A 15,744-nucleotide genomic window follows, 5' to 3' on the forward strand; every position below is an offset into this window, starting at 1 on the left:
CACCGGCCCGTGACAGTGAAAAGAAGCGGGTACACCGTAACGACGGGTAATTGCAGCCGCATCGCGGTAGAATTTCCCCTCGAAACGGAGGAAACTTCCACGGCTCATGAACGGGGGCGCGGCCATTTCAGCCCCGATCAGACGCAGGATGAACGGGCAGCCGGTTTCATGGCACAGTTCCTCTATACCCGAAATTATTCTTCCTGCAGTGGTGTACAGGAGCTGTTCGATCGTTTCCGGTTCTGTCAAGGTTTTGATATAGAACATATCGGTCGGGAACATTTCGCATACCGTATAGAACGGGTCGCCAACCTCCACATAGGGGAGGCCGTGAGCGCCCACCTGCCGCTCCTTTTCCCGCACCGCCCCGGTATCCGGTTTCGCCGGTGTCATGGCGCCCAGGCTGAGGAAAAATTCCAGGTCTGAATCATCCTCGATCCACCGCCGCTTTGTTTTCCAGGAGGAATCATCCGGGGTACGGGCTTCCTCTGTCACAAGGTATTTTCCCCGAGCGCCGAGTTTGTGCCGCCGGATAAGAGTACCGTCGGGTTGTATCTCTTGCGCGGCGGTTAGTTCCGCTCCGCCGCCGATAAAGAGCGGCGCCTGAAACGGAACCACCTTGGGGAGGAGCGTGCAATGTTCGAGGGCATATTCACAGATTTCACGGTAACTTTCCTGCGCACCGTGCCAGCCGAACGGGTCCAGCCCGAACGGCGCCACTACCGGCGGCCAGGAAGCCTTTCCCCCCAGGAGTTCATACAGCGCTTTCCTGCCCTGACCCATCCCGTTTATTCTCCAAAGGTTATAACGCCGAAACGCCGGGGAATGTGAAAGTCATTGGCGCCGGTGGGAACGGCGGCGCTCAATTCCTGCCCATCAGAAAGCTCCGTACGGAAGAAATCCGCCCGCCATCGGTCGCCCTTCTCCGGGGGATATTGGGGCGCAGTCACCAGTTCGGAAAGCGGGATGGCGATCTCTACAGTCCAGAAGCGATCCTGAGTGCCCGGCTGCGCCCCGCCACCGTACACGCTGACAGAGGCGCGGAGCTTCTCGCAGTTCCAGCAGGAGAGCACCTTGTTCGCTGCGTTTCCGCCGCCGTGGAGGACAAACGCATCATGAACCGCCCCGGTTGGTGAAACATCGATGACAAAATACCCCGTGGTGTCGCTTCCTGCGTCCAGGTAGAGCGACACATGATCCTGCTCGGTGACCGGGCCGTCGAAAGCGGTCACCGTGCTCGCCGCATCCAAATCCTGGCACTCGAATCCTGCATAAAGGTATTTGCCATCATAAAGCAGTCTGAGCGAGGTGGGATGTTTTGGCTTTTCCCCGCTTACACACACGCTGAAATCAATGGCGGGCGCGGACTTCCAGCATTCGTCGTTCAGGATGCCGTCCACCGCAGGGCCTTTTGCGACTTTTTTTACTGTGTAGAATGGCTTCCCGCCCCAAGGCGCTTTCTGTTTCCCGCAGCCGGGGATGAACAGAACGGCCAGAGAGAAGACAAGACAAAGGAGGAGAATTTTTCTCATGGAGTACCTCGAAACGAATATTTAAGTCAATAACGAGCGGAATATAGCGATTGACCACGATAAAAGAAAAGGAAAAAGTCTTAACCATGAATGGGATGACTGTGATTCTTTTATTCACCGTCGGGGTGAGTCAGGCCACAATCGGTTCATCCGGCTTCATGGGCGCTGACGGGAAGTGTCGCCTTTATGATGAGCATACAGAAGGGAAAGAAGACGTAAATTTCAATTGCGATTTGTCGAGTAACTTGTATTCGATTTTTTCGGGGAATGCTGGGGGGTAGGGTACGCCTAGTTACGGGGTGCTAACCGGCCAAAACTGGCCGGGCTTCGACTTGACATGGCACTGCGCCCACGCGAACCTATTGCCAGGCTAGTTTTGGTCCTGGGTTTAGCACCGGTTAACAGGGGAGTGAACCTGCAATTAGGTTTCTTTCTTCTTAATCTGACGATCATATTCTTCTCTTAGTTTTTTATACTTATCAAGGGGCAGGTTCGGATTATTCATATTCATCTGCAATTCATCTTCTCGACTGATAAAGGGTATTTCCTTGTATTTCTGCTTCTTTTGATCGTCAATTTCCCATCTAATATAGTCTTCCCTTGTTGGTTTTCTATATTTCGTCCCTTTTACGTTCATTCTATTCTGTGGGAATGCAAATCCGTCACTGGATATTACCGCAACAAGCGCCATGTCATAATACTTGTATTTGAGAAATAGAAAAACATCATACAAAACAAATAATCCAACTATGAATAATGTAGCAATAAACGCCCAGAAGCAAGCATTGGAGATATTGTCATAGCACCTGTCTTTTGCCATGTTGCTGACCAAGAAGAACATTACTCCAAACAAAGATCCAAAGCAGAACGCTATCCAGCTTCTACGTGAAAATTTGAATTCATATTTTGTCTCCATTTTCTCAAAAATTGCTTGTAGATCCATTTCTTTCTCCCCTGCCTAACAAATAATTTTTTTGTTTTCTTCATAACACCCATTTTTAACAATTATTTCACTGAATCGCAAAGAAAAACAAACTGTGGTTATAAATTCAATATATGTGTATCATAATACCATAAATCATCTCGCTATCAAGTGTTTTCGTTCAATTTCTTCTTGCTTTTTCCTGGAGTATTAATCCTCTACATAGATAGCATCATAAGCTGTTCCATTGACTGATAATTTTGCAGATACCTTCTAGCCTTTCCGCAAGGTCTAGCACATTCACGATATTCTCCCGTGTCATGTAAGGAATGAGTTGCTCTGCCAGAAGAGGTTTTCGGCAGGCGTAATAGTTCCCTTCACCTTTTTTGATTTTATTGAGATATTCTAAGAAATCATCGTATTGCCCAACTTGATCAATATCCCTCTTATCCAACCATTCTGCTATTGCATCAGCAGGAATGTAGTTTTCGATCTCTTTGCCCTTTGTGACCCACGCGGTTCCTTCATTTTGTTCAATTTCTTTAATAATTCGCTTTTTCGTGCCATTCAGACTACTCTGTTTTGAGCTCTTATCACTGTCAATAAGGATGATTGCGTTCTTGTTCACCCTTAGAATGGACACGCCTTCTTCCACAAAATCCGGTTCAATGCTGGAAAGATGAGATAGTAATCTTCCTCCATAAAACACACATTGGTAATGAATCCCTTCTGTCATTTTGCTGTCTGTCCATAGACTGATCCATCTGTTAAAGTAAATGCGGTCTGATGGACCCTCAACCCATATGATTCCGTTGGATTGCAGCAGATCGCTTGCGCGAACGTCAAGGTCGTCAAGAATACCCCTGTTTTCTATATAGGTCTTGACTGTCCGACAAAATGCTTGATTGCCATCGTGTGTGACATGAATGATCTGAGCGTCCTCATTCTTGCCAAATAGATCGATTTCTACATTTGAGTGCGTAGAAATGAAGAAAACGCAACCGTGAGATTTTGCCTGCTGATATATATAGAAGAGCAATCGTCTCAAGAGAGCAGGATGCAGGCAATTCTCAAGCTCCTCAAACCCAAAAATGAATTTAGAAAGATCTTTTTTGGCAACAACAGGAAGCAGATGGATATATACTAAAACTATAATTATTGTCTTTAAACCACTGCCGGATTGGGACAGGGGAATTCGGCCTTTTGTCTCTTCTTCAAGATAAATTTCCCAAAGATTTGATTCTAGTTGCTGGCAGACAATGTCTGTGAATCTTGCCTCGGCCTTTAAAACATCATTTAGTTCGTCAAGTAATATTGTTTCGACAAGGTCGCTCGGGAGATTAGCCTTGTTTATGAAGTGCTGAATTAGGTTCGTTACAAACATTCCACTTTTTGAAACGTTGATATTAGAACTGTCTTGTTCTGGCTCAATGTTTCTCTCAGCCGAAATTCGCCGAAATTCTTTGCCAGCCAATGGATTCTGCTTCACATCGGCAAGCCGTTGCAAATAGTTAGTGGCACCCTGTATACCATCCAGGTGTTTTTTCCCATCCAAACAGTTCCCAATCGAAATGAACCTTTTACCATTTGGCTCACTTAGAGACCAGTTAAACATAGTTCCAATGAACTTTTGTCCAAATTGCCAATGGTTGCCGCCGGGTATACTGCCACCGCTAGTGTTCTCCATAAATACCTTCTTGAGCTCTGTCTCTGTCAGCGGCGATTCAGCAATAACTTCTGGACGCTGGTTTCCATGCCACAAGCCTTGTGGGATATCGAATGCACTATTGACTATATATTCAATCAGATCTAGAAGGGTTGACTTCCCTGAATTGTTGCGTCCGACAATTAGATTTATCGGCTTGATTGCATCAAAGCCCTGCTCTGTGTAACCAAAGCACTTGAGGTTTCTAATTTTAACGGAAAAACTGTCCAAGTCTGTCATCAACTATTTCTCCTGCGCGAAAGCTAACAAGTAATTCTGTAAACCCCTTCATAAACCCAATTTAACAATTATTTTTATCTAATCGCAAAGGAAAATAATAAAGTATTATACCAAAAAGTATGCGAATTCAATATATCTGTATCAAAATACCATAAATCCCCTCACTGTCAAGCATTTTATCCTTCCCATACCCGTATACTATTTTATTAAGTATCAGATTTTTTTCCTTTTCAGCTTTGCGAGAGAGTTCATGAAGATATTAGCATGTTCATTTTATCCTGTAAATCTTGTAAATCCTGTCAAAATTCTTCTTTCCCGCTTCATTTCACTGAATTCCCCATAACTGACGCCCCTCCCCTAAATGTCTGTTGACATTACCCGCTGCCGGTCATATTTTTTGAAACATTACATAAAACCGAAAATCCATCCATGCATTTCCACTGTAAAGGAGAGATTCATGCGAATACGTCCCCTATTTCTGCTTGTTGTTCTGGTGGCGCTTTGTTTCGCTCCGTCGCTGTATGCCGCAGAGTCAACGTACACGATGGTTTTCGACGGCAAGGACCGCTGGGACAGCGCCCTCTACGACCGTAACATCGATGTCGATACCAGTCCCGGAAACGCGCAGCTTCTCAAATCCGAGCTTATCGCCGATGAAATGGGAAACGTCACCGATGCTACAGTGGAGCGAGTGTCCTGGAATGTCCGCGCTAAAAAGGAGCTGATCATCGACGATCCCGCCGCTGAAAAGGCCGCCCTCTTGATTTATACCCAGAGCAATCCGGGAAACGATTTCATCATCGAGGTGAACGGCGTCAACAATGCGGTCAGTTTCGACGCCAAACGGATGCTTACCGGAGGGTGGAGCCGGGCGGACATCAACCCGAAACAGCTCAAAAAAGGCCTTAATACGTTTGTTATATATCCGGCGCAGGTGAATTCTCTTAATCTCTGGGTGGATAACAGCAGACTTCCGAACCGCTCCGCAAAAAGTGTGGACGGCGGCGCAACCTGGGATTACGACCACCTGGGACAGCAGGGATTCTGCGACGGCGAGTACCTCATCCGGCTCCGGCTCTCCCACTATCCCTCGCAGGGGGAGATTCTCTCCGATTACATCAACACGGGCGATTTCCTTACCCCGAACCCGGTCAAGCCCTCTTTTGAGTTAAAAGACATCCGGATCAAAGCTGATGGAGTCACATCAAAGGAAACCGGGATCATTCTCTATCTGAGAGGCGGCGCCACCCCCTCGTATAACCCGACCACCTGGGACAGTTGGAAACCGGCTGAATCTTACCGCAAGATGTCCGGCGCCGCCCAGCAATGGCAGTTCTTCCAGTGGAAAGCGGTTCTCGCCACCCGGAACGGCCTTGTAACTCCGGCTTTGGGCAAAGTGACAGTAACAGCATCGATTGATCCCCGCAGCACGGGAAAGTCTGTTTCAGCCGATGTTTCCAGGAACCGGAAGATCGTACGCGGATACTATACCTACGCCTACCAGCCGTTCGGGCAGGACCGCCTTAAATACCTCCGCGAGCATTACCGTCTCGATGAGGTGGTGGGCATGTGCTCGAGCGAATTCGAGAAGTTCGAGGTGCTGGCCACCTGGCTGCGGGGCCAGTGGCGGGATGGCTGGGGCGCAGCCCGCGCGGGAACGCTCAAAACTCCCTGGGATGCCGAAGTCATTCTGGAAATGGTGCCCGATTTCAAAGCATCGGGGATGTGTACCATTTACGCCAATGCCTTCGTGCAGTGCGCCCTGGCGGTCGGTTTGAACGCCCGGGGGAATGTGCTCGACCATCACTTTGTTTCCGAAATCTGGTCTGACGAATATGAGAAATGGGTTCTCTTCGACATCGGATTCAACAACCAGTCCACACGGACATTCCACATGGAGATGAACGGAACACCGCTCAGTTCTGTCGAGATTCTCATGGCGGTAAACGGGGGTAAACAGGCCCAGCTTGACCTGGTTCCGGCCAGGCTCTGGAAGAAAACCTGGAAAGGCGACCAGGCGAAAGAGGCCGCGCTCATGGATCCCATCCAGTGGAAAGCGCGGGTCGGTCTTCCCACACGCAACAATTACCTGGAAACATGGCTGCCCGGCGAGCTTCAGCATGGTTTCGGCGCCTACAGCTATGACGGCTATCTCTGGTGGAAGAAAACCCTTGTCCCCGAATACGAGGAATACACCCTCCAGACCTCGCATTACCGCGACATGTACTGGACATTGAACCAGGCGCAGATATTCCTCTCGGAAACCGGGAAACCGGGCGATCTGAGGGTGCTCCTCGATACGGTCACCCCAAACCTGGATAAGGTAATGGTGCGTTTGGACGGCGGCGAGTGGAAACCGGTTACCGGCGGCATGACCTGGACGTTGAAAAGCGGTCAGAACCGCCTGGAAGCCAAACCGGTAAACAAGTGGGGAATGGACGGCATCACGAGCGAGGTTACGGTGAACAACTGAAAAGGAAGACAGGAGACAGGAGACAGGAGACAGGAGAAAAGATAGGAAACAAATTCGAAGAATGTGTGCCGAACTTGTTGCCGCATCTAGCATGAATAATTCATAATATGAATTCATCCCAATTTATTTTATAAGAAGATCCCCTCTGCCTGTCGGCATCTCCCCTTATTAAGGGGAGAATTCGCCCCAGACATTGCTTACCTTACAAGTGCTTTTTTACCCCCTTCGATAAGGGGGTCGCCGCTAAGCGGCGGGGGGATCTTATCTTTGAGTTTATGAATGGAGCAGGCTGACATTTGATTGACCGGTAACCGGTAATATGGGACTGTTTTAACAAACATCTTTTTACCATACCTTTTCACGGGAGAATATTTCAAATGCACATCAACCTTCTTAAAATTCCCTGGATTGCTGCCATTCTGACACTGGCGGCCTGTTTGAATGCTTTTGCACAAAACGAATCCCCTGTTCGCATCGAATTCGACAATCATTCCAAAAGAATCGACATCGTAACCGGAAAAGCGCTGCCGAACTACACACAGGCGCAGAGAGGAAGTTTCCAGTTTTTTTTCGGTCGCCTCGATACTGCCGATAATTTTTTCTGGTATTATTTCGACGGCAGAAGAAACCAGAATATCAACAATGTGGCCCTGATGCGTAAAATGCAGCCGCAGAATGTATGGGCGATTCTCGGAACAGGCGGAAGGTATGATTCCCCGAGCGAGAAGACGGTGAGAACCAATCCGATAACCATTTCTGTAATACTGCATCATGCCGTTTCGTTTATCCCTATAAATCCCGCTACACAAAAACCCGATCCCAGAATTTTTGTGCTGATCGAGGACATGAATCTTATCCAGTTTGCTCCTGTCAATCACTGGATGGCGACTCTGGGGCAGAAAGAATATGAATCCGAAAAAGGGAAAAAATATTGAGATCATAATTTTCTCGCAAAGTTCGCAAAGTTCGCAAAGAAAGAAAAAATTTGACAGGATTAACAAGATTTACATGATTATAGGAAAAAAGTAAGTTCTCTGATTTGACGAAAACCTCACCCGGCATTTGGAGAATACATATGAATCAGTTCAGTCGATCGAGAAGAAATGTTTTCAAATCCGGTTTTGCCGCAGCCGCAGCCGCAGTTGTTACTACCGGTGAAGCGACAGCCGATCTGCCGGCGCCGGCGCCGAAAAAACCGGGAGAACTTAAAATTGTAGGCGCCATGGGGCATGACTACAGGCTTGAAACGGGGATCAGGCCGATATTAAGCCGTATAAAAAACGCCCGTATATGGTGGGCCCGTCATTACGGCCCCATAACTCCAGAATTGCTCAGCGACACCGACCTTCTTTTGACCTATTATTTCGGCGATTCATTCGAATGGAGCCCTTCGGGTCTGGCTGACAGCATGGGGAAAAACTTCCATTCGCTGTATACCGAAGAAAATGTGTCGGCGATCATGGATAATATCGAAAACCGCGGCATGGGCTGGATACCCATTCATAACTCCATCTGGAACGGAAACGACCGTATGTGCGATTTCATGGGTATCGAGCCGATGCTTCACCGTGAAATTCAACCCATTATCATCAAGAATCTGAATCAGAACCATCCCATCACGAAAGGGATGGAGCCATTTATCATAAACCTCGATGAACAGTTCGGCGTTTTCCTGAAAAATCCCGCCGAGACAACAGTACTGTTCAAAACCCTAGCGGTGCATGACAAGCGTGAGACCATTCAGGGCTGGTGTGTCCAGAAGGGCAAGGGGAGAATTGTCGGTCTTCCGCCGGGACATTATGAATGGACATGGTACGAAGACGCTTTCAAGGAAATAATGTGGCGCTCGGCTCACTGGGCGATGGGCATGGATATTCCCGCTTTCCCGGGGAATTATGTCAATGAAATCTGGTAAAAAAAAGGAAAATACATGAAACCGAAAGCACCCGGCGAAACCAAGGTAGTGGCGATTTTCGGTATTACCGACTGGAATAACGGAATCGGGCATGAGATCCATGTGCGTGAAATATTCAAATCCAGGAAAGACTGGCGGCTGGTATTTGTCAGGGCGAATAAATTTTTCACGCCCGAGCTTATCGGCGACGCCGACCTGCTGATTACCTGCCGCGCAGGCGGCGCGGATCCGATCGACCTTTTCAGCGCGGATGCGGGTGCGACAGATTCGGTTGTTCCGGGAGCTCCGCTCTGGACTGATAAAAATGTGAAAGCCGTCATCGAAAATGTCCGCAGCCGGGGCATGGGGCTTCTTGCGCTCCATAACACCATCGGTGCGGGGAACAGGCAATTACTGGATTTCCTGGATGTAAAAGAGATCATGCCGAACGAGTTTGAGCCTCTATGGGCGAGAAAGGTCAACAAGGATCATCCGGTTACCCAGGGAGTCGGAAAATTTTTCATCCCCCACGATGAACAGTATGCGGTCATCATCAAATCGACATCCACCGCGACACTCATCGAGACAACGGCTATCCACGAGAAACGTCAGGCAGTGAGCGGATGGGCGCTGGAAAGCGGCAAAGGGAGGATTGTCGGCCTCTTGCCCGGCAGCACTGTGCACGCCTACCTTGTACCGGAATATCGGAATATACTCTGGCGGGCCGCTCACTGGACTATGCACCGTGATATTCCTCCGTACCCGGAAGCGAAAAACACCCTCTACGACTGATACCGATCAGGGAATTATACATGACGACATATTTTATAGCGTTTCTTTTCAAAATAGATGCCGAAACGGTTTCATCGTTCCCGCGAAGCGGCAACAAGTTCGGCATGACACGTGTCATCCTGAACTCGTTTCAGGATCTAAACAATCAAAACATGAGCCTTTATTTATGTCGTCACGTATTACATCAAGGAGTGCTATGTGAAAAGAAAGATCTTTAAGTGTTTCCCGGGAAAACTGGCCGTTCTCCTTCTGTTGATTATCCTGGTCACACCGGCCTGGTGCTTTGCCGAAGAACTCGAATTTACCTTTCAGAATTCCTATGACAAAACCCAGCAGAAAGCGGCGGCGTATATCCCGGAAATCTGCAAAACCCAGGCGAAAAGCCCCCTCCTGGTGATAGCGCACTACATGGGCGGGAACCGCTTCACCGCCCGGAACGGCGGGTATTACCCGGAATGCGACTCCCGCGGCTGGCTTGTGGTCTGTCCCGAGCTGCATGGGCGCAGGACTGGCGGCGAAACCTCACTGGCATCCCTCGGCGCGCAGCACGATATTATCGACTCCGTCAATTACATGAAACTGCACTATAAGGTGGATGCCGCAAAGATTTACCTTGACGGCCGTTCGATGGGCGGTATGATGGCGGGAATGATGGCTGCCAAATACCCGGATGTTTTCGCCGCGGCCATGTCCGGGCAGGGCATCTCCGACCTGAAGCTTTGGTGGGACACCACCATTCCCAGTCTGCGCCAGAGTGTGGAGAAAGAATGCGGCCCCTGGTCCGAAGCTGTCCGGTTCGATTACGAACGGCGCTCCTCCATCTCGTACGCACCGAATTTTCAGTATGTGCCGTTCATGCTCTGGCACGGGACCAGCGACACATGGGTTCCCCCGGAACAGTCCGAGCGGCTGGTGGCGGCGATTCGCACATACAACCGGTTCCAGCCGGATGCGAACTGGCTGCTCTGCGCATCGCACTGCCCGGCCAACTACAGCCCGAAATGGATCTGCGACCAGTTCACCTACTATGAAAATATCTGCGAGGCGGGTTTTCAGACTCCAACCCGCTTTTTCCCGGAGCTTACCATTGTCACCGACGAGGCCAAGAGTTTTTACTGGCTCGGCATAACACCATTGAAAGATGATGCGTTCGCACGGGTGGAGGCCGGTCTCGCCAACGGGATTCTGAAGGTGAAAACGGACAATGTGAAGGAAATCACCATTAACCTGGATCAGATTTCACGGCTTATCACATTTACGAAATACGATATTAACGCGAAAGAAACCATCCGCCTGGCCATTGTGAAAGATGGGAAAACCCTCTTTGAGACCACGGCGGGCGGGAGGAAATCGGGTACGCTGCCGGAGACGCTTTTTAAGAAGTAAGAGTATTTCTCTCAAAAACGCAAGCAAGAGGAAAAAGAAAATTTAGACAGGATTAACAAGATTAACAAGATTTTGGAAAAATACAAAGATATAATCCTGTAAATCTTGTAAATCCTGTCTAGAAATATTTATATATGACAAGGAGAATTCATGAAACGACGAGATGCATTCTGCATGATTCCTCTTTCTTTGGCAGGTCTGGCGGTTATGGCCGGACGGGTATTCGCCCAGGATACAGACTTTGGCGGTCAAAGAGGTATAGCTCCTTCCGTTCCGGAAAATCGGGGGACCGAACCCCTTTCCATCAGGTATCTCCATAAAGTGCGGAATATGCTCACATTCATCCGTGAGACACAGGGAGACAAACTCCTGGAAGCCTCCTACGCAATCGCCCGCACGGTGATGAAGAAGAACACCTGCTGGTATTCCTGGGATATGGGACACAGCCTCACCGCCGACCTTGTTCCGGGGCGCAACGGTGTCCCGGAAATTTTCACCATGGGCTATGACCCGCAGAAGTCGAAAACCGGCGACCTCTTCCTCGCCAACATCTTTGAAGGTCCCCACGCCGACCTGGAAAAGAAGGATATTTTTGTCATCGGCAGCCCCGTTCCCTGGAGCATGGATGCCAAAGGCGCCGAGCTGATCGTCCGGGATTCCGCGAAAGTACGAATCCGCCCCTACTCGAAAATCTGGATCGAAACCAACCTCACCACGGTCGGGGCTATCATGCAGGTTCCGGGCATGCCCGCGCCCATCGGCCCGGTTTCCGGGATCATCGGAATGGTGACATTCTGGATGATGATGGCGGACACCTGCCGCATCCTGGCCCGCGAGGGGCAGAGCGTCCCGGTTCGCGGCGACGAGCCGAAGCTGGCCGGGAAAAATATCCCCTGGGTGAGCCTCTCAGCGCCGCTGATGGACGATTACTACGATACCGTCCTGCAGCAGATGGAAATGATCGGCATGGAGCTTGGGAATATCCGTCAGATCGCCAGGATGGCGGTGAACTCGGTGCTCTCCGGCGGCAAAGTGTGGTGCTACAGCCGCTACCGCGACTCGCTGTCCATCGAAGCACAGACCCGCCGCGGCGGCCTGGGGCTGACACGCGGCATCGATGAGCAGAACGGCAAAATCGTCTCCTTCGAAGGTGATTTCAAAGGCTCTCCCAAAGACCTCGTGATCATGGGCATCTACCAGCCGGAGGATGACCATGACCTGAAAAATCTCGACCTTTTCCGCAAGTCAGGGATGAAAGTGGCCTCCATCGGCCCCATCACCCGCGACATCAGGATACCGTCCGGACGAACAGTCCCCAAAGAGACCGATGTCCATGTCGGCAGGATGTGCGATACGTACGGCCTCTATGCGGTTCCGGGTTTCGAGCGGAAAATATGCCCCACCTCCGGGGCGCTCATGAACCAGATGTACTGGGCAATCTGCATGGAAATCATGGAGGAGATGATCCGACGCACCAACGGCAACGTTCCGGGAGTTTTCTTCTCCGCCGCAATCAAGGGCGGGACGGAGCATATGCAAAGGGTGAATGAATTGTACAAGGAGAGAGGGTATTAGAATAAGGATGGAAAATAAGGATACGGGGAAAAAACTGAAGTATGAAATCTGAATAATTGTCTGAACCACGATTTATCTGATTTGAGGATTACTATGATGAGTTAATCCTAAGAAAAATCAAGTTAATCGTGTAATCATACGAATCATGGTTCAGACATTCTGGGTAAAATAAAAATTGACTGACCATCTTATTGAGAAGAATGGATTCATATTATTTCCATCCTTCATCTTTTTGGAGAGGCATCCGGTGACGGTTTTTACGGTTTCATCTCGGTGATCTCGCTCCACTGGTTCACATTGGAGCCGCCCTCGAGTTCCGTGTCGTTCACATTTACCCTGTTTATCGCTCTGCGGACTCCCTGGTCATCGGTGTAGCTGTACCCGCCCTGGTGTATAACGAAGTATTTGCCGTCCACAGTGCCGATGTACATAATGATGTGACCGGGATTGCCGATAAGGGTGATTGCAGGCTCGCAGGTGGCGAGATACTTGTATTTCTCCTCTTTCGGGGTGTTCCTCGGAAAGGCATACACATGATCGCTCGAGTGAAGCTCGTGGGTGGTCCAACGCCCGGTTAAAATCCCGAATGTTCGAAGCACCACCCGCTGAGTTCCGCAGCAGTCCCGCTCATAACTCTGATCCGCCCAGCCATAGGGACGGTAGAGCAGGGAGAAAATCGTGTTGAGGATATTACGTTGAGTATAGGACTGATACCCGACGTTGACCTTTGCGTCCGGCTTGACCCATCCGGTAATAAACTCGAGTGAGGCGTTCCCCTTGCGCACCGGAATGACGACTTGATACCCCTCGGATGTTTTCTTCGTAAGTTTGGCTTTTTCACCCATGTACAGATCGGTTGCAAAGTTCTTGAACTCTTTGTCCGAATACAGGGGAACCTTGTGAACAAGCGAAACGATGAAATCCTTCGAGTTCATATAGTTTTCTATCTCTTTGGGAGAGCCGAAAGCAACATTGACCGCGGGAATCCAGCCGAACGCCAGTTCGCTCCGGGCATAGTACCAGTCGGCATTCGGAGAGGCGTGAAGCACCGCGACCGGGCTGAACGCATCGAGGGCGGTAGACTGAATGGAATCTATCCAGCCATCCGGAGAACCGTACCCCGCCTCATTGGTTGGTAACGCCCTGTTAAGAGTATGGGCGACCAGGATGCCGTACCGGGGAGTGATAGTATTCGCGATAGCGTCGGTATTGATCCTGTCCTCAACTTCCTTAATTTCCAGTTCATCATATCTCATTCTGCGGCGGTCGTACATCCTTGCAAAGTTGATCGATTTCGAGTGCCTTTGGAGCCGAACCCGGAGACTATCGCCGGGAAAGCTTTTCATTGAAAGGGGGTTTTCCAGGTAAAACTGTACCCCAACAGTGTTATCTTTATTAATGACGGTGGGGAGAAATGAAAAAGGGTTGCCGTTTACATCCTTAAGATCGTAAGGACGGGTAAGGTTTTTCTTGTTCAGTTCGGCGATTTGCTGTGGATTCAGGACAACCGCATCCGGATTTTGCAGACGGGCAATCCAGAATTCGGGATGCTGCATTTCTTCCGTGGCGGGCGGAACAACTTTTGGAGCATTATCGACCTTTTGTTGTGATTGTTGTGCCTGAGCGTTCGTGAATGAAAAAACACAAAGCGCCAGAAAGAGGATAGTACTGCTCAACGACAGTTTCACGAAATACTCCTTCATTGGGGGTTATGCACGTTACATGCAACCGGTATACCTCAAGAAGCGAGGCAACCATTGGGAAAAAAGTATATATCCTATTTAATATACAATATTTCAAACGTGTTTTCTATATGAAAAAATAGAATACATAAAACATTTTCCAAATTTTTGAATAGTTTAACACATTTTCGTCTCATTGGAATTTTATGTATCGTCGTGCACGAGAAGAGGCTCTGCTTATTTCACGATAAACACTTTGCGAAAGAAGGTAAAATCGCGGATGGAGTGTCGATAAATATAAACACTTGCAGGTGACCTGCTCCCCTGAAAGAGTATTTCAGTATGTAACTGGATAACACAACAATGTGAGACAGACATCAGGAACAGGTAACAAAGCGGCGCTAAATACAAAACACATCAAACGCCAAATCATAAATCTACGAATGTGGCCATTCTATTTAACAATATAAGGCTTTCAGGTAGGAATTTAAAATAAGTTCATCTTGATACGATTAAATATCTCGTATCTCAACTTTGTAATTTTTTAAACTATTACTTTAAAAATAGTATTTTTGAATTAATGATATATGTATCGTTTTTCATTCTGACAAAATAAATACCTGAAGTCACTTCATTCCCTTGATTGTTCTTACCATTCCAAATAATAGAATATTTTCCAGGTATTTGTTTTGTGTGAATTAGTTTTTTTATCTCATTCCCTAATGAATTATACACAGTAATATCGATTTCTCCGGGAGTATAAAGAAAATAACTGATTGTTGTGCTCGCATTAAAGGGATTTGGATAGTTTTGAAATAAATCAATACTCTTAGGAAGAGAATTCATTGATGTTTCTTCAACAAAGGTTGGACGCGGTGCAAGAGCTATGTTTGAAAAATGAGATACATTAGCTGTAACTTCGTTTGTAAAAATGTTAATAACAACATTACTAATCCCATCTTCAATTAATTCTCCAAATTCTGAAATAAAATATACTCCAAGATTATTTGGATCAAACTTTAGTTTTTCCAAAATATTTTTATTGAAAGGAATAGTTATTTCAATAGGTTTATTAAATACGAATGGATCTATTAACTTTCCATCGACAATTACTTCAAATTTAATTGCGTATATAATCTTATCACCGAAGAAAATATTTTGATTTGTATAATCAATATTGGCAAAATCTGGTATTTTACAATTTATCTCAATGTCTTTTGAAAGAGATCCTTCTGGAAATAATAGTTTAATACCATTTAAATTATTTATTGGGAATTGAAATCCTTCCAATTTAATTATATCATTATTTTTTACTTTGGGTAAATGCACTTTGTTATTTGTATTTTCCGTGACTGTCACCGTTGCTTTCGATATCACCGTCCCTGAGGATGCAACCACATTCCCCGTCCCCGATACTGCACCGGCAGTTAAATGACCGTTCGCGGCTATCTCACCTATAGCTCCCTCTACCGTCCAGGCGACTGCGGCGTTATTTATCTTTTTATCATTGGTGTCATACACGACCGCAGAAAAATTAACTCCT

Annotated in this window: 12 protein-coding genes; 6 read left to right on the plus strand and 6 right to left on the minus strand. The window is 47.9% G+C overall.

The features are described 5' to 3' along the window. From Q8O92_15510 to Q8O92_15525, 4 genes are all read right to left on the minus strand, one after another. The coding region (locus Q8O92_15510; protein MDP2984725.1) for a hypothetical protein at positions 1–783 on the minus strand (783 nt) is incomplete at its 3' end. Positions 784–788: 5 nt separating this feature from the next. Further along, complete coding sequence (locus tag Q8O92_15515; protein MDP2984726.1) at positions 789–1,532, minus strand: carbohydrate-binding family 9-like protein; 744 nt, start codon at positions 1,530–1,532, stop codon at positions 789–791. A 421-nt stretch (positions 1,533–1,953) separates the two neighbouring features. Beyond that, a complete protein-coding gene (locus Q8O92_15520) occupies positions 1,954–2,475 on the minus strand; it encodes a hypothetical protein (protein ID MDP2984727.1) in 522 nt (173 codons plus the stop codon). A 211-nt stretch (positions 2,476–2,686) separates the two neighbouring features. Further along, positions 2,687–4,399 (minus strand): AAA family ATPase, encoded by a 1,713-nt coding sequence (locus Q8O92_15525; protein ID MDP2984728.1) that lies wholly within the window; start codon positions 4,397–4,399, stop codon positions 2,687–2,689. A 457-nt stretch (positions 4,400–4,856) separates the two neighbouring features. On the opposite strand from Q8O92_15525, the gene Q8O92_15530 reads away from it, so the two are divergent. The 6 genes from Q8O92_15530 to Q8O92_15555 all read left to right on the plus strand — a co-directional run bounded on the left by Q8O92_15530 (position 4,857) and on the right by Q8O92_15555 (position 12,519). Beyond that, positions 4,857–6,872: a hypothetical protein gene (locus Q8O92_15530; GenBank protein ID MDP2984729.1), complete on the plus strand. Its 2,016-nt coding sequence runs from the start codon at positions 4,857–4,859 to the stop codon at positions 6,870–6,872. A gap of 377 nt (positions 6,873–7,249) precedes the next feature. After that, positions 7,250–7,807, plus strand: a complete 558-nt coding sequence (locus Q8O92_15535; GenBank protein MDP2984730.1) for a hypothetical protein — start codon at positions 7,250–7,252, stop codon at positions 7,805–7,807. Between the two features lie 140 nt (positions 7,808–7,947). Then, a complete protein-coding gene (locus Q8O92_15540) occupies positions 7,948–8,787 on the plus strand; it encodes a ThuA domain-containing protein (GenBank protein ID MDP2984731.1) in 840 nt (279 codons plus the stop codon). Positions 8,788–8,802: 15 nt separating this feature from the next. Next, positions 8,803–9,558 carry a ThuA domain-containing protein gene (locus Q8O92_15545; GenBank protein ID MDP2984732.1) on the plus strand — a complete coding sequence of 252 codons (756 nt, stop codon included), beginning with the start codon at positions 8,803–8,805 and terminating at the stop codon, positions 9,556–9,558. A 198-nt stretch (positions 9,559–9,756) separates the two neighbouring features. Continuing rightward, on the plus strand, positions 9,757–10,944 hold the full coding sequence (locus Q8O92_15550; protein MDP2984733.1) for a prolyl oligopeptidase family serine peptidase: 1,188 nt from the start codon (positions 9,757–9,759) through the stop codon (positions 10,942–10,944). 150 nt (positions 10,945–11,094) lie between these two features. Beyond that, complete coding sequence (locus Q8O92_15555) at positions 11,095–12,519, plus strand: hypothetical protein (protein ID MDP2984734.1); 1,425 nt, start codon at positions 11,095–11,097, stop codon at positions 12,517–12,519. Positions 12,520–12,776: 257 nt separating this feature from the next. On the opposite strand, the gene Q8O92_15560 is transcribed toward Q8O92_15555, so the two are convergent. Next, entirely contained in the window at positions 12,777–14,207 is a 1,431-nt protein-coding gene (locus Q8O92_15560; protein MDP2984735.1) for an SH3 domain-containing protein, read from the minus strand. A gap of 546 nt (positions 14,208–14,753) precedes the next feature. Continuing rightward, positions 14,754–15,744: FlgD immunoglobulin-like domain containing protein (locus tag Q8O92_15565; protein MDP2984736.1), on the minus strand; the 991-nt coding region annotated here is incomplete at its 5' end.

Origin of the sequence: Candidatus Latescibacter sp. (assembly GCA_030692375.1) — a bacterium.
Classification (GTDB): Bacteria; Latescibacterota; Latescibacteria; order Latescibacterales; family Latescibacteraceae; genus JAUYCD01.